At 53.5% G+C, this 21,433-nt stretch carries 17 protein-coding genes and 1 pseudogene; 2 read left to right on the top strand and 16 right to left on the bottom strand.

Annotated features, from left to right (window positions below):
* Nucleotides 1-191 precede the first annotated feature (191 nt).
* Nucleotides 192-1,199 (top strand): YpdA family putative bacillithiol disulfide reductase, encoded by a 1,008-nt coding sequence (locus FLT43_RS08855; RefSeq protein WP_087445224.1) that lies wholly within the window; start codon nucleotides 192-194, stop codon nucleotides 1,197-1,199.
* Nucleotides 1,200-1,643: 444 nt separating this feature from the next.
* On the opposite strand, the gene FLT43_RS08860 is transcribed toward FLT43_RS08855, so the two are convergent.
* From FLT43_RS08860 to FLT43_RS08885, 6 genes are all read right to left on the bottom strand, one after another.
* Nucleotides 1,644-1,961, bottom strand: a complete 318-nt coding sequence (locus FLT43_RS08860) for a hypothetical protein (protein ID WP_127510918.1) — start codon at nucleotides 1,959-1,961, stop codon at nucleotides 1,644-1,646.
* Nucleotides 1,962-3,027: 1,066 nt separating this feature from the next.
* Nucleotides 3,028-4,164: a radical SAM/CxCxxxxC motif protein YfkAB gene (gene yfkAB, locus FLT43_RS08865; protein ID WP_087445223.1), complete on the bottom strand. Its 1,137-nt coding sequence runs from the start codon at nucleotides 4,162-4,164 to the stop codon at nucleotides 3,028-3,030.
* 179 nt (nucleotides 4,165-4,343) lie between these two features.
* Nucleotides 4,344-6,587 carry an MMPL family transporter gene (locus FLT43_RS08870; RefSeq protein WP_087445222.1) on the bottom strand — a complete coding sequence of 748 codons (2,244 nt, stop codon included), beginning with the start codon at nucleotides 6,585-6,587 and terminating at the stop codon, nucleotides 4,344-4,346.
* A gap of 60 nt (nucleotides 6,588-6,647) precedes the next feature.
* Nucleotides 6,648-7,733 (bottom strand): HD-GYP domain-containing protein, encoded by a 1,086-nt coding sequence (locus FLT43_RS08875; RefSeq protein WP_087445454.1) that lies wholly within the window; start codon nucleotides 7,731-7,733, stop codon nucleotides 6,648-6,650.
* A 198-nt stretch (nucleotides 7,734-7,931) separates the two neighbouring features.
* Nucleotides 7,932-8,759, bottom strand: coding sequence for an undecaprenyl-diphosphate phosphatase (locus FLT43_RS08880; RefSeq protein ID WP_087445221.1), 828 nt, complete (start codon nucleotides 8,757-8,759; stop codon nucleotides 7,932-7,934).
* A gap of 21 nt (nucleotides 8,760-8,780) precedes the next feature.
* The gene (locus FLT43_RS08885) at nucleotides 8,781-10,226 is read right to left on the bottom strand and encodes a bifunctional metallophosphatase/5'-nucleotidase (RefSeq protein WP_244194409.1); all 1,446 of its coding nucleotides are present in this window, start codon (nucleotides 10,224-10,226) and stop codon (nucleotides 8,781-8,783) included.
* Between the two features lie 268 nt (nucleotides 10,227-10,494).
* On the opposite strand from FLT43_RS08885, the gene FLT43_RS08890 reads away from it, so the two are divergent.
* Nucleotides 10,495-11,580 (top strand): HD-GYP domain-containing protein, encoded by a 1,086-nt coding sequence (locus tag FLT43_RS08890; RefSeq protein WP_087445220.1) that lies wholly within the window; start codon nucleotides 10,495-10,497, stop codon nucleotides 11,578-11,580.
* Between the two features lie 11 nt (nucleotides 11,581-11,591).
* On the opposite strand, the gene FLT43_RS08895 is transcribed toward FLT43_RS08890, so the two are convergent.
* The 10 genes and pseudogenes from FLT43_RS08895 to FLT43_RS08940 form a co-directional block, all read right to left on the bottom strand.
* Nucleotides 11,592-12,485, bottom strand: coding sequence for a polysaccharide deacetylase family protein (locus FLT43_RS08895; RefSeq protein WP_087445219.1), 894 nt, complete (start codon nucleotides 12,483-12,485; stop codon nucleotides 11,592-11,594).
* 372 nt (nucleotides 12,486-12,857) lie between these two features.
* Nucleotides 12,858-13,064 carry a hypothetical protein gene (locus FLT43_RS08900; RefSeq protein ID WP_087445218.1) on the bottom strand — a complete coding sequence of 69 codons (207 nt, stop codon included), beginning with the start codon at nucleotides 13,062-13,064 and terminating at the stop codon, nucleotides 12,858-12,860.
* An 827-nt stretch (nucleotides 13,065-13,891) separates the two neighbouring features.
* Nucleotides 13,892-14,014 carry a DUF4183 domain-containing protein gene (locus tag FLT43_RS30050; RefSeq protein ID WP_244194408.1) on the bottom strand — a complete coding sequence of 41 codons (123 nt, stop codon included), beginning with the start codon at nucleotides 14,012-14,014 and terminating at the stop codon, nucleotides 13,892-13,894.
* Nucleotides 14,015-14,469: 455 nt separating this feature from the next.
* A pseudogene (locus FLT43_RS08910) lies at nucleotides 14,470-14,688 on the bottom strand (DUF4183 domain-containing protein).
* Nucleotides 14,689-14,983: 295 nt separating this feature from the next.
* Complete coding sequence (gene sufB, locus FLT43_RS08915) at nucleotides 14,984-16,381, bottom strand: Fe-S cluster assembly protein SufB (protein ID WP_087445217.1); 1,398 nt, start codon at nucleotides 16,379-16,381, stop codon at nucleotides 14,984-14,986.
* 44 nt (nucleotides 16,382-16,425) lie between these two features.
* Nucleotides 16,426-16,851: a Fe-S cluster assembly sulfur transfer protein SufU gene (gene sufU / locus FLT43_RS08920; protein WP_006674980.1), complete on the bottom strand. Its 426-nt coding sequence runs from the start codon at nucleotides 16,849-16,851 to the stop codon at nucleotides 16,426-16,428.
* A complete protein-coding gene (locus FLT43_RS08925; protein ID WP_087445216.1) occupies nucleotides 16,838-18,064 on the bottom strand; it encodes a cysteine desulfurase in 1,227 nt (408 codons plus the stop codon). The genes sufU and FLT43_RS08925 overlap by 14 nt, the downstream gene beginning before the upstream one ends.
* Nucleotides 18,061-19,368 (bottom strand): Fe-S cluster assembly protein SufD, encoded by a 1,308-nt coding sequence (gene sufD, locus FLT43_RS08930; protein WP_174818181.1) that lies wholly within the window; start codon nucleotides 19,366-19,368, stop codon nucleotides 18,061-18,063. The genes FLT43_RS08925 and sufD overlap by 4 nt, the downstream gene beginning before the upstream one ends.
* A 42-nt stretch (nucleotides 19,369-19,410) precedes the next feature.
* Nucleotides 19,411-20,193, bottom strand: a complete 783-nt coding sequence (gene sufC / locus FLT43_RS08935) for a Fe-S cluster assembly ATPase SufC (protein ID WP_087445214.1) — start codon at nucleotides 20,191-20,193, stop codon at nucleotides 19,411-19,413.
* Between the two features lie 503 nt (nucleotides 20,194-20,696).
* The gene (locus tag FLT43_RS08940) at nucleotides 20,697-21,167 is read right to left on the bottom strand and encodes a Dps family protein (protein WP_087445213.1); all 471 of its coding nucleotides are present in this window, start codon (nucleotides 21,165-21,167) and stop codon (nucleotides 20,697-20,699) included.
* Nucleotides 21,168-21,433: the final 266 nt, after the last annotated feature.

The raw sequence follows: 21,433 nt of genomic DNA on the forward strand, positions 1-21,433 counted from the left end.
ACAAGTCCCTCCAATTATCGTCATAAAGTAACTGTCAGTGACCCTACTATACCATAAGCATCCGCTCAACTGGAGGGTTTCCCCTTAGTCTTCTCTTTAAAATTATGTTACGGCTGCTGCCCGCTCACTTGAGGAACGGCTTCATATCGGATAACATCATAGTACAGCATGTTACACGGAGGCGAACCGATTTGGAACAAGTGATAATTATAGGCGCCGGGCCCTGCGGGCTATCGGCCGCGATTGAATTACAGCGCAGCGGGTGGGATCCGCTCATTATCGAGAAGCAGTGCATCGTACATTCCATCTACCGTTATCCCACCCATCTCCAGTTCTTCAGCACCCCGGAACTGCTGGAAATCGGAGGCCTCCCGTTCGCGACCCCGAATGAGAAGCCGTACCGTCACGAAGCGCTCGTCTATTACCGCAGAGTGTCGGAGCAGTATGGGCTCCGCATCCGCTCCTATGAAGAGGTCAAGGATATCGGCAAGGATGAGGACGGCATCTTCAAGCTGCATACGGAGACCCGCAGCGGAGAAGCACTCACTTACCGCAGCCGGCATGTGGTCATTGCGACCGGCTATTTCGATTATCCGAACCTCTTGGGCATCCCGGGCGAGGATCTTCCGCATGTCACCCATTATTTCCAGGAGGCGCATCCGTACGCCGGCATGAAGGTCGTCATCATCGGCGGCAGCAATTCTGCCGTCGATGCCGCGCTCGAATGCGAGCGGGTGGGCGCCCAGGTAAGCATCGTCTATCGCGGCACAGAGATCTCCGGCAATATCAAGCCGTGGGTCCGCCCAATTCTGGAGAGCAAGCTCGCCAAGGAGCGAATCCATATTCGTTACGACTCCCGCGTCGTCCATATTGCCCAAGATCAGGTGCGCATTGAGTGCGGCGACGGCTCGACAGAGGAGATCAGGTGTGACTTCGTGCTCGCCCTGACCGGCTTCCGTCCCGATCGCAAGCTGCTGGAGTCGAGCGGTGTCCGCCTCCAGGACGATCAGGACAAGCCCGTCTATGATACGGAGACGATGGAGACGAACGTGCCCGGCCTGTATGTTGCGGGCGTTATCGCATCGGGCCGCAATGCGAACGAAGTCTTCATCGAGACCGGCCGCTACCATGGCCGGTTGATTGCCGGCCATATCGGCCCCAACCCCGACGCCGCAGCGGAAGACCGTACGACCAAGTAACAGCCGCCCGGCACCCTGGACGGAGTCCGTTCCACCAATCATGGACCGTGCTCCGTCCGTGGCTGGTCCGCGTGCCGCCCTCCATTGGACTATTGGACTTATTGGACTAGGCATCGTACGTGAATGGACTAAGTTCCATTCTCGTTGGACTAGTCACCACCACAGCATCTCACGGAGTGCCTCACTTTTAGCCGAAGACTGTCTAGCCCGGGGAAGACCAAGAAGCAAACCTTAGACAACCGCCACGGAAAATGGAAAATCGCCCCCCCTTCTTCCGTCAACGGAAGTCAGTGGCGGCACCGAATGAAGGCCTTCCAGCGAAGACACTATGTTACCCGCAACCGCGAACGGTACATACAAGGATCTTCTTGCGGAGTGTAACCTTTCCCGCTATGGCTCATGGTGTCAAGCACTATCCTTTGTGTTGAGCCACAACTACTTATGCTATTTGCGGCGAGTATAGAAAATAATTGGATTAACTATACAGAAGATTAAGTTTACGAAGAATATAGAAGTAGCGATTAGATCTCCACGTAAACCAAGTTCATCAGTGATTACTCCGTAGTAGTATAGCAATTGACCGGATACTATTACGGAAACTAATGATAACCCTACAACGGCTAAACCACCCGTCATTTTCCTCCTTAATTTGGGTAAGATGATGATTAAAAACATTAATAAAGATGCCATTACAAGTGTGACAAAAATAGGTCTTAATAATGTAAATGCTCCCGCTGTTACAAATGAGTAGTGTGTATACAAAATTGTTACCTCCAAACTTTTCTTATTTATAATAATTTTTAATAACATCCTTTGGCTAAATATTCTTGTACATATAATACCATAAAAAACATTTACTATTTCAGAAGCAATAGCGGGTACTCCCCAACTAGTATTTAACGGGAAGAAGGCCACAGGCTTGAGTTATGAGAGTTTAAAAGGCCTATTAGACTAACACAGAGTATCTAAAAGCAAGGAGACTTGAAAATAGGTTCTTTTCTGAAATATTACAATAATGTTGTTAGAGGAGAATTCCTTACCGTATACCGGAAGATTTTTATTGTCATTATGATTAGGCCATAGAGAAATACCTAATATTAAAGGTAAAATAGTTAAGTACGATTAAAGTACTAAAAACTGTTTTTTTAGATATTCGCTTCATTCACTTAGGGAACATTCCGTCCCTTGCCGCCTACTCGCGAAACTCATTCCAGTTTCAGTCTCGATAAAGCGAGCCGCCTTCCCCTTCTCATTCACCTTTTGAGTGAGCAGAAGCCAGCCGCACCAAGGCTACTGATCTGGACGTATCTGTTGTTCGTCCGTTCCACAGTAGTACGCAGTTCCCCGACTTCTCGCCATGCTTTGGTATTCATTTCGGGGTTACTTTATAGCATCCGTTACTGAAACGGCCGCGCTTTCTTTGAAGCGGCACGCGCGGCGCAACCGCTTCGACTTTCTTTACCCACTCGTCCTGGAAGTACCCTTTTTTCGGAAACGATGAGTTCTCCTTGGGTCACGTCATCGACTTTCCCTCGAATCCAGTCCTCCTAACTTTCAAAGCCTCCGGTGGTATGGGACATCCCCTTCTTTTGCAGGGTCATCCGACTTAGACAGCCACATGGTTCATGCCGCCTGTTCCGAGGTTTGCCTTCCAATCCTCCGCACCCTGCCTCGCGGCCAGAGCACTATTGGTTAGCTATGCGCTTTCCGCCACCTCTCGGTGCGCCCGGGACTCTCATCCGTTAGTACGATGCGCTGCCCAGCGCACAAAAGGCGGATTGCCAACTGGCATCCGCCTATCAGTATCATAAATATTTCAAGCTGCTGCTTACTTCGCCAAGGCTGGCAGTAGGGCCGTTCTCGTCTTGAAGTCGGCGCCCTTGTAGTACATATCTGCGACAAGTAGATTCGGTCCGCAGCAAGCGGCCGCCGGGCAATGGCAGTCGACTGTGCGGGACAGCGGGTGGTCCTGCAGCCAGGAATTGAAAATATCATCCAGCCGGCTCTCGTAAATGCTGCCGAAGGCCGGAATGTCCGCGAAATCGGTCACGAAGACATCGCCGCTGAACAGGTTGACATTCAACCGGTTGCGACCGTCCGGATCGTTCCGCAGCGTGACCATCGGCTCTGAGCGGAGGCGCTGAAGGAGCTTCTGGTCTTCTTCGTCCGTATTGCAAGCGAAGAAAGGAAGCGTCCCGAACAGCATCCAGACGTCTCGGTGACGGGTGTCGAGCAGCCGATGTATCGACTGTCTCAGATCGGATAGCGGCAGCACCGGAAGATTCTCCGCGAACGAGCTAGGATACATCGGATGCACCTCATGGCGCTGGCAGCCCATCTCGACGATAAGCTGATGAATCTCGCTCAGCTTGCTGTGAGTCCGGTAGTTAATCATCGACTCGGCCGAAATATACATTCCTGCCTCGTTCAGCCGCTTCGTATTATCGATCATCCGCTCGTATAACCGGGATGCGGCTCCGGACTTGACCTCATGGCTTGTATGAGTAAACCCGACCGCATGGAAATCTTCCATGCACGTATAATTGAACGAAATGTGCATGACGTCCAAATATGGAGCGACCAGTTCATAGCGGCCGATATCAAAGGTCAAATTCGAGTTGATCTGAGTCCGTATTCCTCGGTCGCTGGCGTATTTCAAAATCGGAACGATATAATCGGTTACGGTCTTCAGATGGAACATCGGCTCCCCGCCCGTAATACTGAGCGTCTCCAGATGCTCGACCTCATCCAGCCGCTTCAGCATGAGGGAGAGCGGCAGCTTCGGGGGCTCGCTCATCATGAGCGTGTGGCCGACCGCGCAATGCTCGCAGCGCATATTGCACATTTGGGCCACCGTCATCTCAACGCTGGTCAAGACATGGCGACCGTACGCGCGCAGCGAGCGAATCGGATCCCAAGGATCATACGCCGGGCTGATCTGTTGCTTTTCCTTGATTAGTTCCATTTCTAGTTGATTCACACTACATTCCACCTTATTTTTCCATTAACCTATTGTCTGGCGATGTCCATCGCCACCCTGCCCAATCAGCAGTCATCTCCCCAACTATTGAGCGGCCAGAGGCTCGCTCCGTGCGGCAGGAGCACATGCTCCGGGCGAAGCTGGTCATCCGGGCGGATATTCGATTAGGCCGCACGCTTCTTCTCCTTGCGACGGAACCCCTTCGGCGCCCACCAATTGGCCCGCCCCATCAGCTTCATCAGCGAGGGGACGAGGAAGATGCGGATCAAGGTCGCATCGAGCAGCACCGAAGTGGCCAGTCCAAGGCCGATCGCTTTCATCATTTCATTATCCGTGAAAATAAAGGCGCCTACCACGACGATCAAAATGAAGGCGGCGCTCGTAATAATTCCGCCGGTCTTCATGAGGCCGTCTGCCGTGCTGTGCTCGTTATGTCCCGTACGCTCGTATTCCTCGGCAATCCGCGACAACAGGAAGACTTCATAGTCCATCGATATGCCGAAGACGACGCAAAATATGATGACCGGCAGCATCGCAACCACCATGCCGGTCGACGTGACCTGGAACAGATCGGCCAAATATCCGTGCTGGAAGACAAGCACGACGATGCCGAGACTCGATCCGAGACTCAATATGTTCATCAGCACCGCCTTCAATGGAAGCAGAACCGAACGGAAGGCGATGAACAATACCAAGTATGTCACGATCAGGATGAAGACGACGACATAAGGAAGCGCCCCCGTAATCCGCTCGATTATGTCGAGCTGCACCGCCGGTCCGCCTGTCACATATTTGGCGGTCATTCCGCTCTGGAGCTCCCAATTCCGCAGGCTGTGTACGAGATCGCGCACTTCCTGCCCTTCCGGGTCGCCATCGGGAATGACCTGCATGACGATAAGCCGCTCCTTCGCCAGATGGCTGCCCTCCACTTGAGCGCGCAGGGCAGGATCCTTCAAGGCCTCCGCCTTCGCGTCCGGGCCGGGCAGTCTGCTCATCAAGCTTACATAACTGTCGACGCGCCGCACTCCATCCATGCGGCCCAGATCGGACTGCCATGCTTCCGCCTGCCGGATCGTCCCGGCATCCGTATAAGGCTGCTCCGTGCGCAGCGCGATGAGAATCGGGTTCAGCTCCCGCTTGTCATAAGCCTCGTTCAGCAGATCGGACCCGGCTCGCGACTCGTACTTCGGCGGCAGCATCTCCGCGTCCGGAATGCCGATATTCATGCCCGCCATCGGCAGTGCGAGGCCAGTCAGCAGAACGAACAGGATAATGACAATCGTAACCGGCCGCTTCATTACGCTATGCGCGATTCGGCGCCAGAAGACGCTGCCTCCTTCCGTATCCCGACTGCGGAACCGTGCCGGAATGACCGGAAAGCGATTGATGCGCTCGCCGAATACGCCCAGCAGAGCCAGGAGCAGCGAGTTGCCTACGATGACGGACATCGTCACGACGAGCACGCCGCCCAGGCTCAAGGAACGGAACAGAGCCAGATCGATGAACGCCATCGCCACCAGCCCGATCAACACCGCCACGCCGGAGAAAAAAATCGAGCGCCCCGCTTTCTGGGCGGTCATCGCCACCGCGGCTTCAACCGAGCCCTGCTGCCGCAGTTCTTCCCGGAAGCGGCTTACCATGAACAGCGCATAATCGATCCCGACGGCGAGCCCGAGCATCGTCACGACATTCGGGAGAAAGTTGCTGAGCGAATCCGTCCCGAACGAGATGAAGTAGATTAGACCGAGGGTGATGGTCACACTGACAACACCGACGATGAGCGGCAGCAGTCCGGCCAGCAGCGTGCCGAAGACGGCAAGCAGAACGATGAGCGCAATCGGCAGTCCAATCAGCTCCGACTTCACAATGTCCCGCTTGCTCGCTTCCTGCATATCGTAATAGACGGGGGTCGCTCCGCTGACATAGGTGTCAGCCTGCGGAAGATCCGGTATCCGGCTGCGGATCTCCGGATATCTCTCCAACGCTTCATTCGTATCCAGATTGAGAATGACGTGGACGGCGATTACATCCTGCCGCGCATCATCCTGCCGCCCTTCCTGGCGAATACGGATGTCGCTGACGTACGGCTCCTGCTTCAGTCCAGAAAATCGTTGTTCGATCTGCCTGAATATGTCTTCCGTCATCAAGGAGGAGCCATCCCGGCTCTCATAGACGATATCCATCGTCGTCGAAGAGAGCCCGACCTCGCTGCGCAGTATGGACAGCCCCTGCTCCGATTCGCTTCCGGTTGGCGTAAATCCGTTATCCTTGAGCATCGAAGGAACCTGCAGGGCCAAGAGAGACATGGCCAAAAAGAATACCGTCCAACCGATCCACACAGCGTGCCGTCGACGGTATACCCATTGTCCCCATGTCCAAAAAAAGCCGCGGCTGTCCGATTCCCGCACGTATGTCGCCCCCTGACCACTCTTATTATAGCTTCATTGTAAGCTTCCCGAGTGACAGGGTCAATTTTGGACATGCGAGCTGACGATCGTCACATTCAACGACCGGGCCAGATCGACCTCGTGCGGCACGGCTAGCTCTTCTCCCTCGGGTCCGGTCAAGATTCGCACAATCGGCCGTTGGGGGTATTCCGAATGAATGTGGGCGACGACGCCAGTCTCGCCAGTGCTCAGGCGGACGGACATCCCGACGGGATAGACAGCAAGCCGATCGCGGAACACGGCAAGCATCGATGCATCATAGAGCGTATCCGCTCCCGTGTACAGCAATTCCAGCGCTACGTGGGGCAAGGTCGCCTCCTTATACACCCGATGCGACGTCATCGCATCATAGGAATCGGCGATCGCCACCCATTTCGCATACTCATGAATCTCATCGGAACGAATTCCGCGCGGGTAGCCGCTTCCGTTCAGACGCTCATGATGCTGGAACGCGCAATGGGCGGCAAGCAGCGGAATATTCGGCTCCTCCTTCAGGATGAGATAGCCAAGCTCGGCATGCCGCTTCATCTGGGCGAATTCCTCATCGGTCAGCTTCCCGGGCTTGTTCAAAATAGTAAGATCAATCTGCGTCTTCCCGATATCATGAAGCAGCGCGCCCATGCTCAATACCCGCTGCTCTTCCTTCCCATACCCGTGGTGGATGCCAAGCAGCGTCGTATAAATGCATACATTCAACGAATGCTGGAACAGGTAATGATCGGTCGCCTGCATATCGTTCAGCATGACCATCGCGTCTTCATGGCCGGACAGCTCATCGATAATCGAATCGAGTATGCCTCCAAATGCTTTGCCAATCGAAGAGGATTGCCGCGGCTGCTTCCGTGATGTTGACTCATTCATCAGCTGCTTGAACTGGCGCCGAATTACGCCCGTGGCTTCCCTGCGCGTCTCCTCGCTTAACAGCGAAGGAGCCTCGATGCCTTCCGTCCGGTTATCCTCAATGTAGACATAAGAGACTCCCATCTTCCAGAGCCGGTCAATATATGCTTCGGACAACTGTACCGCCTCGTTCAACAGGACGAGGCCTTCTTCATTGAAAATTTTTTTCGCTAGCCGCATGCCGGGACGGCAAGCCTGAATTGGCATCCAACGCACACATGGTCAACCCCTGCTGTTTCTGATTTTGCAATTTCTTTTCCTATGCTCGTACGATTCCATCAGCTACTCTATCATAGCAAAAATGCTGCCGTGCGCGAAGAGGAGAATGTTGCTTTCTGGCGCTTCCCGGAGCGGGTTGCTGGCAGAAACCGCCGGATGGTGGCCGTCGGCATTGGCATCGCCGATTTATCGGATAATAAAGAACCAGAATAGCCCGGCAAGCACGAAGCGATAGATGGCAAAATGGCGCAGCCGAATGCGCTGGATATGCTTCAAAAAGATAACGACAACGATATACGCAACGATAAAGGAAACGATAAACCCAAGAGCAAAAAAACCGATAATATCCAGGGTAAGCATGCGATACCCGTCGATCAGCTCGTAGCCGCTCGCCAAGAACATAATCGGAATCGCCATCAGAAAGGAGAAATCGGCAGCCGCCCGATAGCTGACCCCGCTCAGCATGCCCCCGGACATCGTCGAGCCCGAACGGGAAAAGCCCGGAAAGACGACAGAGAGAATCTGGTACAGTCCGATCAACAGCGCCTGCAGGTACGTCATGTCATCCATCGTCTCTGCGGCCGGCTTGCGCCGGGAGCCGAACCATTCCGCAATCCACATGAATACGCCTCCGGCCACAAGAGCCCATAGTATGGTCGGGGTATTGTCGAACTGGCTCTTGATGTAATCCCGGGCGAAGAAAGCGACGATAAGGGCGGGACCAATGCCAAGCGCCACATGCAGCAGATTGAGCTGCTTCGTGCGGACATGCCCCTGCGCCACCGTCCGGCTTCTCAGTCCGAGCATCGCAAGAATCCGCTGCCAGTACACGACCGTAATCGCGAGAATCGCGCCCAGTTGGATGACGATCTCGAACGTCTTCAGAAATTCCTCCTGTTCGGCGATGCCCATAAGCCGGGTCGTCAAAATCATATGCCCGGTAGAGGAAACCGGGATAAATTCCGTCAAGCCTTCCACGATGCCCAAAATGACCGCTATCCAAATATAGACCATGACAGGTGTCCACCTTTCCGACTAACGATAATGGACAATCGCAAGCCGATCCTCGCGGCAGCGGCGCAGTTCCTCCGCCTTCCGCAGCTGGACGGCCAAAATATCGCGCAGCATCTCCGGCAGGAAAAACGTGATATCCTGTCCATTTTTCAAGCTCGGATAGCCTCCGCCAAAAACAAACATGTCGATCGTCCCGACGACGAGCCGGTCGTTATCGGCTACTTCCCGGCCGTCGAGCCACAGCCGGATCCGCTCCTCGTCCGGATCGGGCGTCCATTCCACCTGCAGCCCGTCCACGCACAGCGTGCCAAGCTGCTCCCCGCGGAACCCGTAGCCGCGGACCACCCGCCCGTAGCATTCCTCGTGCAGACTCTCCCGGATTGCTTGCTTCACGTCTGCGCCGGATAGATTCATCCGAACCGGATTAATGGGAGAGGGACATAGCGTATGCAGCATGCCCTCGGTCACGGTGCCGGCTGGCAGATCCCCGAGCAGTTGACCGGCGTTGACGAGACTGATATCCGCCCCGGTATGGTCGCGAAGAGCTTGGGCCAGCAGCTGGCCGAGAGGGGACGGCCGATCGTAACGCACGGCGAGCGGCTCCGCGACTTGAGCGACAGAGACGGATAGTCTCCGGTTCGCCTCGGCCCTGGCCTGGAGAAGTTCGGCCTCCACGATCGGATCAGGAAGCTCTCCGGTCACCGGAGTACAGCGCACTGACAGCTCCATCTCCCCCGATGGGGCCCGCCTGCACTCGGCCACACCCAGATGATCGCCGTATTTCCCCGCCGCCAGCAGCCAGGTCCGGCCCACTTTATGCCCCTCCGGAAGAAGGTGATGGCTGTGCCCGCCCAGAATAAGGTCGATCCCTTCCGTTTCTTCTGCTATTCTCACATCCGTAGTCAGCCCGCAGTGCGACAGGACGACGAGCAGATCAACGCGAGGGCGAAGAGCAGAGACCGCCTCCCGCACGGCAGCTATCGGATCGCCCGCCTCCCATCCGAGCAAACGGTAATAATCGGCATAAGGCGCAGTAACGCCGACGATGCCGATCCGAATTCCTTCGCGCACCATCTCGACCCACGGCTTCAGCCAGTCCGGACGCTGCCCGCTGCTGAGCGCGGTGACGTTCGCGGCCAGGACGGGAAAGCGGGCATTGCTCCGGTACACCTGTCCGAGCCGCTCCGGCACGAACGTCAGCCCTTCATTATTGCCGATTACAGCGGCATCGTAGCCGAGCCGGTTCATGAGCCGCACATTCGCTGCGCCGTAGGTCCCCTCTGTCTCCATATAAGCCCGGTCCATATGATCGCCGCCGTCCAGCAGCACGATCTTTTCCCCGCAATGCTGCCGGTATCGGCTAATGAGCGAGGCCAGACGGGCCGCTCCGTCCCAATGGCTATGAATATCGTTCGTGTATAGCAATAGAATCGAATCCGATGTATTCCACTGAGGCGATGGCATCATCTCTCGCATCCTTCCCTTATCTAGAATGTCATCCACAGATTAGAATAGCATGTGTCCGATTCGGGTGACTACTGTGGAAGAACGGAGGGATCGCCGACACCCTCGCCGGAAGGAGCGGATCATACAAGCCTTATTACTGTGTATACGAGTGCTGCGTTGATTTCATGACCGATAATTTTTAAGTAAAATGGGAAATGCTGTTGTCACGTTCCAATGAAGTTGATATGATTACGGTACATATGTTGTCTATTTTTGGCTAGGACGGTGAATGAACGTGAAGGTTCATGTCTTAAGCGTTACGGACGGCGATATCGTGGCGAAGGATATTTTTAATTCTCACGGGCTTCTTGTGATTTCCGCCGGAACGAGATTGAAGGAGAAGGATATCGCCCTGCTCCTGCGGCATCATCTTGATTTTATCGATATTGAAGAGAGACAAGCCGAATCAATGACAACGCTTCCACAATTAGTTTCCTCTTCCCGGACGGATCGGCTGCAGTCTTCCTATAAGGAAGCGGTCGCCGGAGTGGAGCAGTTATTCTATGAGGCGGCTGCCCAGGGTCATATACAAGATGAACAGGTGGAACAAACATTAACGCCGCTGATTCACCAGATCAAGGAGGAACGGGATGTCGTCTCCCTGCTCTTGATGATGGGAGCGGAAGATGATTGCACCTACCAGCATTCGGTCCAAGTCGGAATGCTGTCCTATTATTTAGCGAAGTGGTTGAATTATAATGAAGCGGATGCGGTGCGTGTTGGCAAGGCCGGCTTCCTTCATGAGATCGGCATGGCTCTAGTGGAGAAGGATACGCCGTCGCTGGCTGCGGCGGGAATTCAGGCAGGAAGTCAGGCAGGAAGCCAGAGCGAGGAAGAAGCCGAGCAAATGAAAAAGCACACCCGCTTCGGGTGCGACTTGCTACGAGGGACCTATGATGACGAATGGCTGTATTTGGCCGCGCTGCAGCATCACGAACGGCTAGATGGAAGCGGTTATCCGTCTGGCCTGAAGGAAGACGAGATTCATCCCGTCTCCCGTATCGTTGCCATTGCCGCTGTGTACAGTGAGATGACCTCGATCTGCAGCGGTCAGCCGAAGCAGAACCTGTTCTGCGTATTGCGGGATCTGCACGCGATGAGTTTTGGCCAATTGGATCCGACGATGACCCACACCTTTATCAGGAACATGATTCCGAACTTCCTGCACAAGCAAGCCCGTCTGAATGACGGCCGGACGGGAATCATCGTCATGTCGAATCAGACCGAACTGTTCCGCCCGCTCGTGCAAATCGATCAAGAGTTCGTCGACCTGGCACAGCGGAGACAGTTGGAAATCGAGCATGTCTACGTGTAACTTCATCATTATTATTTGCGGGGCGTTTTTAATTCTCCCTTAACCCGGTGCGACATCAACTCGGAGACCGTGACCAGGGAGTAGCCCCGCTTTTTAAGTTCCGGCAATATCGTCTTCAACGCCTCCACCGTCTGCGCACGGCCCTCCGCGAAATCATGCATCAGCACGATATCTCCATTTCGGGCCGAATTCAGTACTTTATTGACGATGCGCTGCACCCCGGGCGAGCTCCAGTCCTTCGTGTCCTGATGCCATGACCACATGACGATGCGGTAATCGTTGGCATGAGCGACATCAACCAGCTGCTGATTATAGTAACCGCCGGGCGGGCGATACAAGTGAGGGGCCGTTCCGGTCACCTCTTTGATCACCCGGTGTGCCTTCATCATATCCTCCTTGATCTCGGCGGCCGATATCCCGCGGCGGAAATATTTATGGTAATACGAGTGGTTCCCGACCTCATGTCCTTCACGGACGGTACGCTTCACCAATTCCGGATTATCCTTCACCCGCCAACCAACCAGGAAAAAGGTAGCCTTGGCGTCATGCTGCTTCAGCAGCTCCAGAATGGCAGGCGTATTTTTGGGATCAGGGCCATCATCAAAGGTAAGGGCAATTCGCTTGCCGGCTGACGGCACCTCCCATACGATATCTCCCCGCTCCTCGAAGTAAGCCCGATCTTTGCGTACCGGCTTCACAGCTGCATTCGCCGGCATTGGCTTCAGTTCTTCCATAGCCACAGCAGCAGGGTGTCTCTGTTGGACGGCCTCATCGCCGGCAACTTTTCCTGCAGCCTTCCCTTTATGTACACTCGTCTCCGGCGCCACGAACAGCAAGGCTATAGCCACAAGACAGATCGTCCCGATTCGTGCCGCACGCTCCAGGCGTTTCCTTACGCGCTTCATGTCCCTTCCTCCTTCACAACTGTCGAACATTCTCTGCGGTGCGCGATGCGGCGCAAGCAGTGAAGATTCACTTATTATGCGCCAGCGGAGGGAAGACATTCATGCGGATCCGAATACGAGGGGTTCTACGTGGGCAGAAGGGCATAGGAACATAATGAATTGAGGAAAACTGCATATCTCGTTCCTATTGTTCAATTGACTCCATTACACGAAAGCCGCCTGAAGAATTTTTCTTCAAGACAAGAATATAGATTATATTCCGATCGATATCATTAGCAGAGATAATGCAGGTCCCTCTAGAGAAATCATGTTCTACACCTTAATCTATTTGAAAATTATCGCCGTAGGTCGCTTTCGTCTAGTAACGATGTCTCATGCCGATCGTCCGCGGCCGGTCAGCGGTCTCCAGGACAAGATGCGTTCCAGCCGGAACGGGCGCCAGCCCCTTGCCGCGAGACAGGTGGCATGCAGAACGCCATCCCGGATGCGGCGCACGACAATTCGCCGCTGAGTAATGGTTCCGTGCCGATCCTCATAAATGATCTCGATCGTGCTGCCTATATAATGCTCTATCTTCACTATCATCACTCCACACATCACTCCGAATATTCGTTCGCATTTATTTGCTTATAACCAGTATACACGAACATACATTCGATATACCACGGTAAAAAGATGCAGTTTTCTCTGCTGCGAGGGAATTGTAAACTGGATTGACTATGGTGAGCGGCTTGTCGCGAGGAAAGCTTGTCCTGTATGTTTGAACGGTCCCTTCACCTGCCGGGAATGATGCAAAAATACAGGAATTCTACAAGATCCGATCGTTGGAAAAGGGGATCCTGCAAAAGTGCAGGAATTTCACTCGTTTTCGCTCGAATACGTCGCAGTTTGGAGAAAATGATGCAGATGCGCAGCAATTTCGTGACATTTCCCCTGACTTTGCTAAAATTGCTGCACTTTTGCAGGAATGCCGCTGGCGCAATTGCTGCTCCTCCTTACAAGGCTCGATTGGGCGCTACAGGCGCTATGCTGTTGCCCCTTTGCAAGGCTGCACAGTTGGGCGCTACAGGCGCTATGCTGTTGCCCCTTTGCAAGGCTGCACAGTTGGGCGCTTCGGGCGCTATGCTGTTGCCCCTTGCAAGGCTGCACAGTTGGGCGCTTCGGGCGCTATGCTGTTGCCCCTTGCAAGGCTGCACAGTTGGGCGCTTCGGGCGCCATGCCCCTTACAAGGCTGCGCAGTTGGGCGCGGCGTGCTATGCTGCCTTGGCAACGCTATTTTGGGAACAACACCATGAACAACACGCCCAGGCCAGCCCCCCTGGCCGTGCAATGTCGGCGCAGCCTACGTTTCGCCAGCTGCAACCACGTATCCCCCACCATCAAGGTGAGGAACGGTGCCTGCTGCCTCATAGTTCCGGTTGCAAGATGATTCGGATGAGTTGAAGGGTGATGGGTACTCCCTGCTCGGGGATCCCATCGATTTGCAGGAGACCTTCCGTAACGGTGTATGCGTTGAGCGGCTGCAGCATGCCGTTAATATGAGACCGTTCCTGGGTTCAGTATGCTGCCTGCTCTGGAATTCAGCGAGTCCATCCCCGCCCGTGTATGCACTTCGAACCCCATCCGCTTTCGTAATGTACTGGAAGGTCTCCACCTGCAAAATCTGGGTAGCCGGCGGAGGTACCGGTTCCCCCGGAAACACCACCGGACATTCCGGAGGAGGGGAAAGAGAACTGCACGGGCTAATCACGGAAGGAGCAAGGAAAGCGATCCTCAAGGCCGGATCCCATGGCTTTGCCTTGATTTGAATCACTTGGTTTTCCAATTTGTTCATTCACCTCCAAAGCAATGAATATCTTATTCCTATTGATAACCTGGCCGAGGGCACAAAAGAAGCCGATCCCAAAAGGCCCGCTTTTCGGATCGGCAAGCTTCTGCTTTTACATACTCTGAAAGGGGAAGCTAGTTGTTACGTGACGACAAACTAGACAACGATCGGAGTGGCAGGATCAAGAGCATCGCTCCCCGGAATCGTTATCGTTGTTGTTGAACGGTTGACACATCCGCCGTCTTCACGACACCATTGATATGAAGGAGATAGTACGCAAATAAACCAGGAAATGCCGTTGCGGCCGCACCGGCGTCATTCGTAAAGGTCGTAGCGGCAATCGTAACGTAGCGCCGTTCCTGTACCGGCACCTATTGTGGATGAGAATTTCCGGCTGTCTAGGAAATGGCTGAGTAATTAGCTTTACTTTCACCTCTTTAATTTAAGAATGCTATATTAAATGCTAGTTAGACAAGGATTGAACTATACACCTGACATAGGACAAGCATGCATTTTCAGAAAATTCCGAAAGCATATAAATTAAGCGTTTTCATCTAAAAGAACATATGCTATAGGCCATTTTAAGTAAAAAACGTGCCCGCTGGACGTCAACAGCCATCCATGTTGAGTCAAAGCGGACACGTATGAAACACTTGAGTTATTTATGAAATTACCCGATACTGCCTTCCATTTCGAGCTTGATGAGACGGTTCATCTCAACCGCATATTCCATCGGCAATTCCTTCGTGAACGGCTCAATGAAGCCCATGACGATCATTTGGGTCGCTTCGTCTTCCGTCAATCCGCGGCTCATCAGATAGAACAGTTGATCCTCCGACACCTTGGATACGGTCGCCTCATGCTCCAATTGAATATTGTCATTCATGACTTCGTTATACGGAATCGTATCGGACGTGGATTGATTATCCATGATGAGCGTATCGCATTTGACATTGGCCTTGGAGCCTTCGGAATTCCGGCCGAAGGACGCGATGCCGCGATACGTTACTTTGCCGCCGTGCTTCGAGATCGATTTGGATACGATCGTCGATGTCGTGTCCGGCGCCAGATGCAGCATTTTCGCGCCTGCATCCTGGTGCTGGCCTTTGCCCGCTACCGCGATGGACAGGACCGAGCCTTTGGCTCCGCGTCCCTTCAAAATAACGGCAGGGTACTTCATCGTCAGCTTGGATCCGATGTTGCCATCCACCCATTCCATGTTCGCGTTCTCTTCGCAGACCGCACGCTTCGTAACCAGGTTGTAAATATTCGGTGCCCAGTTCTGAATCGTCGTATAGCGAACGCGGGCATTCTTCTTCACAATAATCTCGACGACCGCGCTATGCAGGGAGTTCGTGCTGTAGATAGGAGCCGTGCAGCCTTCTACATAGTGCACGAAGCTGTCTTCGTCGGCGATGATGAGCGTGCGCTCGAATTGCCCCATGTTCTCGGAGTTGATGCGGAAATACGCCTGCAGCGGGATTTCGCATTTGACTCCCTTCGGTACATAGATGAAGCTGCCCCCGGACCATACGGCGCTGTTCAAGGCAGCGAACTTGTTGTCCGCCGGAGGAACGACCGTGCCGAAGTGCTCCTTGAAAATTTCCGGATGCTCGCGCAAGGCCGAATCGGTATCCATGAAGATAACGCCTTGCTCTTCGAGATCCTTTTGCATGCTGTGGTAGACGACTTCGGACTCATACTGCGCGGATACGCCGGCCAGGAACTTCTGCTCCGCTTCCGGAATTCCCAGCTTGTCGAACGTCTCCTTAATCTCCGCCGGCACTTCCTCCCACGTCTTGCCTTGCTTCTCGGAAGGACGAACATAATATTGAATATCGTTGAAATCCAACTCATCCAGGTCGCCGCCCCAACGCGGAAGCGGCATCTTCTCAAATTGCTTCAGCGACTTCAAGCGGAAATCCAGCATCCATTCCGGTTCGTCTTTAATCTTCGAGATTTCTCGAACGATTTCCGGCGTCAATCCTTTGCCGGATTGGAAAATGGATTGGTGATTATCGCGAAAGCCATATTTATATTCCTCAAGTTCTGGCATTTCTTTCGCCATGGTGCATTACCTCCTCCGTACGTTATCCACGTACATTCTCGCCGTTATTTCGTCGGCTCTTCAATCCCTTTGCGCAGCGCGTTCCAGGCCAGCGTCGCACATTTGATCCGCGCCGGGAATTTGCATACGCCAGACAGTGCTTCAATATCTTCATACTCGTCAAATGTCACGTTCTCGCCTTTCACCATGGAGGAGAATCGTTCAGCCATCTCAATCGCTTCTTCCAACGTTCTGCCCTTGACCGCGTCGGTCATCATCGAGGCGCTCGACATACTGATCGAGCAGCCCTCCCCGGTGAAGCGGGCATCGACGACTTTATTATCCTCTACCATGAGCTGCAAGGAAATGCGGTCGCCGCAGGTCGGATTGTTCAATTCGATCGTGACCGCATCGGAATCGAACGTACCGCGGTTGCGCGGCTTTTTGTAATGATCCATGATGACGCGCCGGTACAAATCATCCAATTGCATCGCTGAAATACTCCTTTGTTGCCCGCAAGGCTTCTGCCAGACGGTCGATGTCTTCTTCCGTGTTATACAGATAGAAGCTTGCCCGTGCCGTCGCACTTGCCTGCAGCCAGCGCATCAGCGGCTGGCAGCAATGGTGGCCAGCGCGGATGGCGATTCCCTTCGCATCGAGAACGGTTGCCACATCATGCGGATGAACATCATCCAGATTGAAAGTGACGAGGCCGATCCGGTTCTTCTTCGGACCGTAAATCGTAATCCCTTCAATCGCGGAGAGCTGCTCGACCGCATAATCCGCCAGCTCATGCTCATGAGCGGCAATGGCGTCCATGCCGACCTCTTCAAGGAACGTAATCGCCGCGGCCAGACCGACGGCTCCGGCAATGATCGGCGTGCCGCCCTCGAAGCGCCACGGAATCTCTTTCCATGTCGACTCATACAAGTCAACATGATCAATCATTTCGCCGCCGAACTCGACAGGCTCCATCTTGTTCAACAGCTCTTTCTTGCCGTACAATGCTCCAATCCCTGTCGGACCGCACATTTTATGCCCGGATAGCGTGTAGAAATCGCAATCCAAGTCCTGAACGTCAATCCGCATATGCGGCGTGCTCTGCGCCCCGTCGACCACCATCACGGCGCCGTGGCGATGCGCGATAGCCGCGATGTCCTTCACCGGATTAATAACGCCCAACACGTTCGAGGCATACGTAACGGAGACGATCTTCGCCCGATCCGTCACGGTCTGCTCCACGTCCGCCAGGTCAATCGTTCCATCCTCTTGCAGAGGAATATATTTCAACGTAGCGCCGGTTGCCTTCGCAACCTGCTGCCACGGAATGAGATTGCTGTGGTGCTCCATCGGCGTCAGGACGATCTCGTCGCCTTCCTTGCACACAGAGCGGGCATACGAAGAGGCAACCAGATTCAACGCCGTCGTCGTGCCGCGGGTGAACACAATCTCTTCCGGATGCCGGGCATGAATGAACCGGGCTACTGTCTCGCGCGCTCCTTCATAAGCGTCCGTTGCCCGGGAACCGAGCGTATGCACGCCGCGGTGGACGTTCGCATTGTCCCGTTCGTAATAGTCCTGAATAGCACGGATAACCGCTGCCGGCTTCTGCGATGTAGCCGCATTGTCCAAATAGACGAGAGGGTGACCGTTAATCTCCTGATTCAGTATCGGAAACTGCTTACGAAGCTCGCGCCCTATCATTGTCCTAACTTCCTTTCGATGTAGCGGCGCAGCAGATCCTGCAGATGCTCGTTCGGCAGTTCGGCCACGACCGGGGCCAGGAACCCGCGAATAATCAGGTTCTCCGCTTCCTCCTTGGATACGCCGCGGGACATCAAGTAATAGACTTGCTCCGGGTTCACTTGCCCGGCGGACGCGGCGTGTCCTGCCTTGACGTCATCCTCATCGATGAGAAGAATCGGGTTAGCGTCGCCGCGGGCTGTCGGGCTCAGCATGAGCACGCGTTCGGTCTGTTGTCCGTTCGATTTGGAAGCACCCTTCTCAATCTTCGTAATTCCGTTGATGATCGAAGAGGCGGATTCGCGCATTACGGCGCGGGTGATCATATCGCTCTCGGAACCGAGGCCGATATGGACAGCCTTCGTCGTAATGTTCAGCTTCTGCTCTCCGTTCCCGACACAGATCACCTTCGCGTCCGAGGTCGAGCCGTTGCCGTTCAGAATCGAGCTTGTATCGGAAGCTCCGTTGCCGTTGTTCATCTCGCCCACGACCCACTCGACGCGGCCGTCATTCTCGACGATAGCCCGGCGGAACGAAATATCGGTCGTCGCTTCGCCAAAGTGGTGAATCGAAGCGTAGGTCACCTTCGCTCCCGGCTTGACGAACACTTCAACTACGCCGTTATGCATGACAGGCTCGCTTAACGGGCCTGACACGTAATTATCAACATAGTTCACCCGGCTGTTCACGTCCGCCACAATCAAGACATGCGGGGCGAACGTAGCCTTGGAATCATCGGTATAGAACAAAGCTTGCACCGGTACGTCCACTTCTACATTGCGGGGCACGTACAGGAATACGCCGCCGTTCCACAGTGCGGCATGCAGCGCCGCAATCCGGTGCTCGTCAGCCTTAACGGCTTGCATCAGATGCGGCTTAACGAGCTCTTCATGCTCGCGGGCCGCCGTATGCAGATCCGTGAAAATGACGCCTTTGGCAGCCAGTTCGGCGTTCAGCTTATTGTACACGACCGCGGAATTATGCTGTACCAGCACATTTTCCGGATTCGCCCCTTCGCCGAATACGGCGCGTGCCCCTTCCGGGAGGGCTGCGAAGCTGTCAGCCGCTGCACCTTCGGCATACTGGCCGTATGCGTCCAGATTCCAGCGGTCGATTTTCGTTTTTTCAAATATCGGGTTATCCAGTGTTGCCGCCTTATCCAAGGCCTGCAGCCGGAACTCGGACAACCATGCCGGTTCATTGTTGCGGGCGGAAAGGTTGGCTACCGCATCCCGGTTCACTGGTAAAGTTATTTGCGTGCTCATCGGTTCCATCGCTCCTCCTGTCAATCGAATTGCTGAATGTCGTTAGGCGTCTTGTCCAACCGTCTCATCGGCGATGCCAAGCTCTTCCTTAATCCAGTCGTAGCCTTCTGCTTCAAGCCGCTCTGCCAGTTCAGGTCCGCCGGATTTGACGATGCGGCCCTGCATCATGACGTGAACGAAGTCAGGCTTGACGTAGTTCAGCAACCGTTGATAGTGAGTAATAATCAAGAAGCCGCGCTCTTCGCTGCGCATCGCATTCACGCCGTTCGCCACGATTTTCAACGCGTCGATATCCAGACCGGAATCGATCTCGTCAAGGACGACGATTTTCGGATCGAGCATCATCATTTGAAGAATCTCGTTGCGCTTCTTCTCCCCGCCGGAGAAGCCTTCATTCAAATAACGATGAGCGAACTCTTCATTCATCTCCAATTCCTTCATCTTCGATTCCATCTGGCGGATGAACTTGATGAGGGAGATCTCGTTGCCTTCCCCGCGGCGCGCGTTGATGGCGCTGCGCAGGAAATCGGAATTCGTAACGCCGGCAATCTCGCTCGGATATTGCATCGCAAGGAACAGCCCCGCGCGTGCGCGCTCATCGACATCCATTTCCAGCACATCTTCGCCGTCAAGGGTTGCGGTGCCTTCGGTTACTTCATATTTAGGGTGGCCCATCAGTGCGGATGCCAACGTACTCTTCCCTGTTCCGTTCGGCCCCATGATAGCGTGCACTTCCCCGCCCTTCATCGAGAGGCTGATGCCTTTCAGGATCTCTTTACCTTCAATGGTCGCTTTCAAACCATTAATGACGAATTCTGTTGCCATGTGTCGTAACCTCCAGATTGATGGATTTGTTAAAAAGATGTATACTTTAAATTAAAGATTAATCTTTTCCTAGAGCCTTTCTTACATAGTAATCATTATAAAATGATTATCAATGATTCTCAACCTAATATTAGTACATTGGAATATAGAAAGCAACCTTGTTAAAGACAAGCTGCCGCCATCCTGCAGACGAAGGAGCAAATATAGCGAACCTCTTCTCTCTTCCGTTCATCCCCAATCCTGCATCCTGCTTCGTCCCCCCCAAGCACGTGAGGACATCGGTACATTAGGAGAAAATGACTCACGTCAGCCAAAATTGTTTACCTAGGAAACAAAACCATTATAGCATTGTTTGATAATGAGAATCAATATCATTAACGACATCATCTTGCATGAGTGTTCATAAACATGAAGAAGCATCCCTCACCATATGGCAAAGGATGCTTTACTTGCAAGCTATTCTTATTCTTAAGGAGACAGTTCTCCCGGAAGCCCCTTCCGGTTTACGCCATCTGATGGACCGCTTTAGAGGCATTTCCAAGATAGGAGCTCAGCATCCAGATATGCTTCTCCAGATCGCCCTGCATGCCGATCAGCATATCATTCGTCACATTGTCTCCGATGCTGTCCGCTTCCTTCAACGCTTCTCCGAATTCGGTAATCAATTGATTGAAATCATCAATCAATTGCTTGACCATCTCTTCGGCCGTCTCGTTGCCGCGCGCTTCCGGAATCGTCGCGTTCGCCGCATACTCCTTCAGCGATGCGTAAGGCTTGCCGCCGATCGTGAGCAATCTTTCCGCCACTTCATCCATTTTCTCCGTAATCTCATCATAGAATTCTTCGAACTTCTCATGAAGCGTGAAGAACAAATCGCCCTTTACAAACCAATGGTAGTTATGAAGCTTCACATACATCAGATTCAAGTTGGCTACTTGCTGGTTTAACATCTGCTGCAATTTTTGATTCGTCATAAGTAAAACGCCTCCTAGTGTTTTCGACTTATTCCTTGTTGAAAATTATTCTAATATAATAATGAATTAATTTCAACCCCTTGACGGAAATTTTACATCTTTTTAACCCGTCCCGGAGCTTCGCATCCCCTATCGTATAACTACCCTTAGCCAACGCTTTTGAATCCCTTGGTCCTGCCTTGTACATCCTCCAAATTTAAAGTTTCCATAGGTAAAAAAATCCGATATACTAAATCGCAAAAGTCTTGGAGTGCGTTTTAGCACAA

Origin of the sequence: Paenibacillus thiaminolyticus, from assembly GCF_007066085.1 — a bacterium.
Classification (GTDB): Bacteria; Bacillota; Bacilli; order Paenibacillales; family Paenibacillaceae; genus Paenibacillus_B; species Paenibacillus_B thiaminolyticus.

What these genes read in the sequence shown, in the direction of transcription:
- yfkAB (WP_087445223.1), bottom strand. Translation starts at nt 4,164, where the DNA reads ATGGAACTAATCAAGGAAAAGCAACAGATCAGCCCGGCGTATGATCCT.
- FLT43_RS08875 (WP_087445454.1), bottom strand. Translation starts at nt 7,733, where the DNA reads ATGCCAATTCAGGCTTGCCGTCCCGGCATGCGGCTAGCGAAAAAAATT.
- FLT43_RS08880 (WP_087445221.1), bottom strand. Translation starts at nt 8,759, where the DNA reads ATGGTCTATATTTGGATAGCGGTCATTTTGGGCATCGTGGAAGGCTTG.
- FLT43_RS08885 (WP_244194409.1), bottom strand. Translation starts at nt 10,226, where the DNA reads ATGATGCCATCGCCTCAGTGGAATACATCGGATTCGATTCTATTGCTA.
- FLT43_RS08890 (WP_087445220.1), top strand. Translation starts at nt 10,495, where the DNA reads ATGAACGTGAAGGTTCATGTCTTAAGCGTTACGGACGGCGATATCGTG.
- FLT43_RS08895 (WP_087445219.1), bottom strand. Translation starts at nt 12,485, where the DNA reads ATGAAGCGCGTAAGGAAACGCCTGGAGCGTGCGGCACGAATCGGGACG.
- FLT43_RS30050 (WP_244194408.1), bottom strand. Translation starts at nt 14,014, where the DNA reads ATGCTGCAGCCGCTCAACGCATACACCGTTACGGAAGGTCTCCTGCAA.
- sufB (WP_087445217.1), bottom strand. Translation starts at nt 16,381, where the DNA reads ATGGCGAAAGAAATGCCAGAACTTGAGGAATATAAATATGGCTTTCGC.
- sufU (WP_006674980.1), bottom strand. Translation starts at nt 16,851, where the DNA reads ATGCAATTGGATGATTTGTACCGGCGCGTCATCATGGATCATTACAAA.
- FLT43_RS08925 (WP_087445216.1), bottom strand. Translation starts at nt 18,064, where the DNA reads ATGATAGGGCGCGAGCTTCGTAAGCAGTTTCCGATACTGAATCAGGAG.
- sufD (WP_174818181.1), bottom strand. Translation starts at nt 19,368, where the DNA reads ATGAGCACGCAAATAACTTTACCAGTGAACCGGGATGCGGTAGCCAAC.
- sufC (WP_087445214.1), bottom strand. Translation starts at nt 20,193, where the DNA reads ATGGCAACAGAATTCGTCATTAATGGTTTGAAAGCGACCATTGAAGGT.
- FLT43_RS08940 (WP_087445213.1), bottom strand. Translation starts at nt 21,167, where the DNA reads ATGACGAATCAAAAATTGCAGCAGATGTTAAACCAGCAAGTAGCCAAC.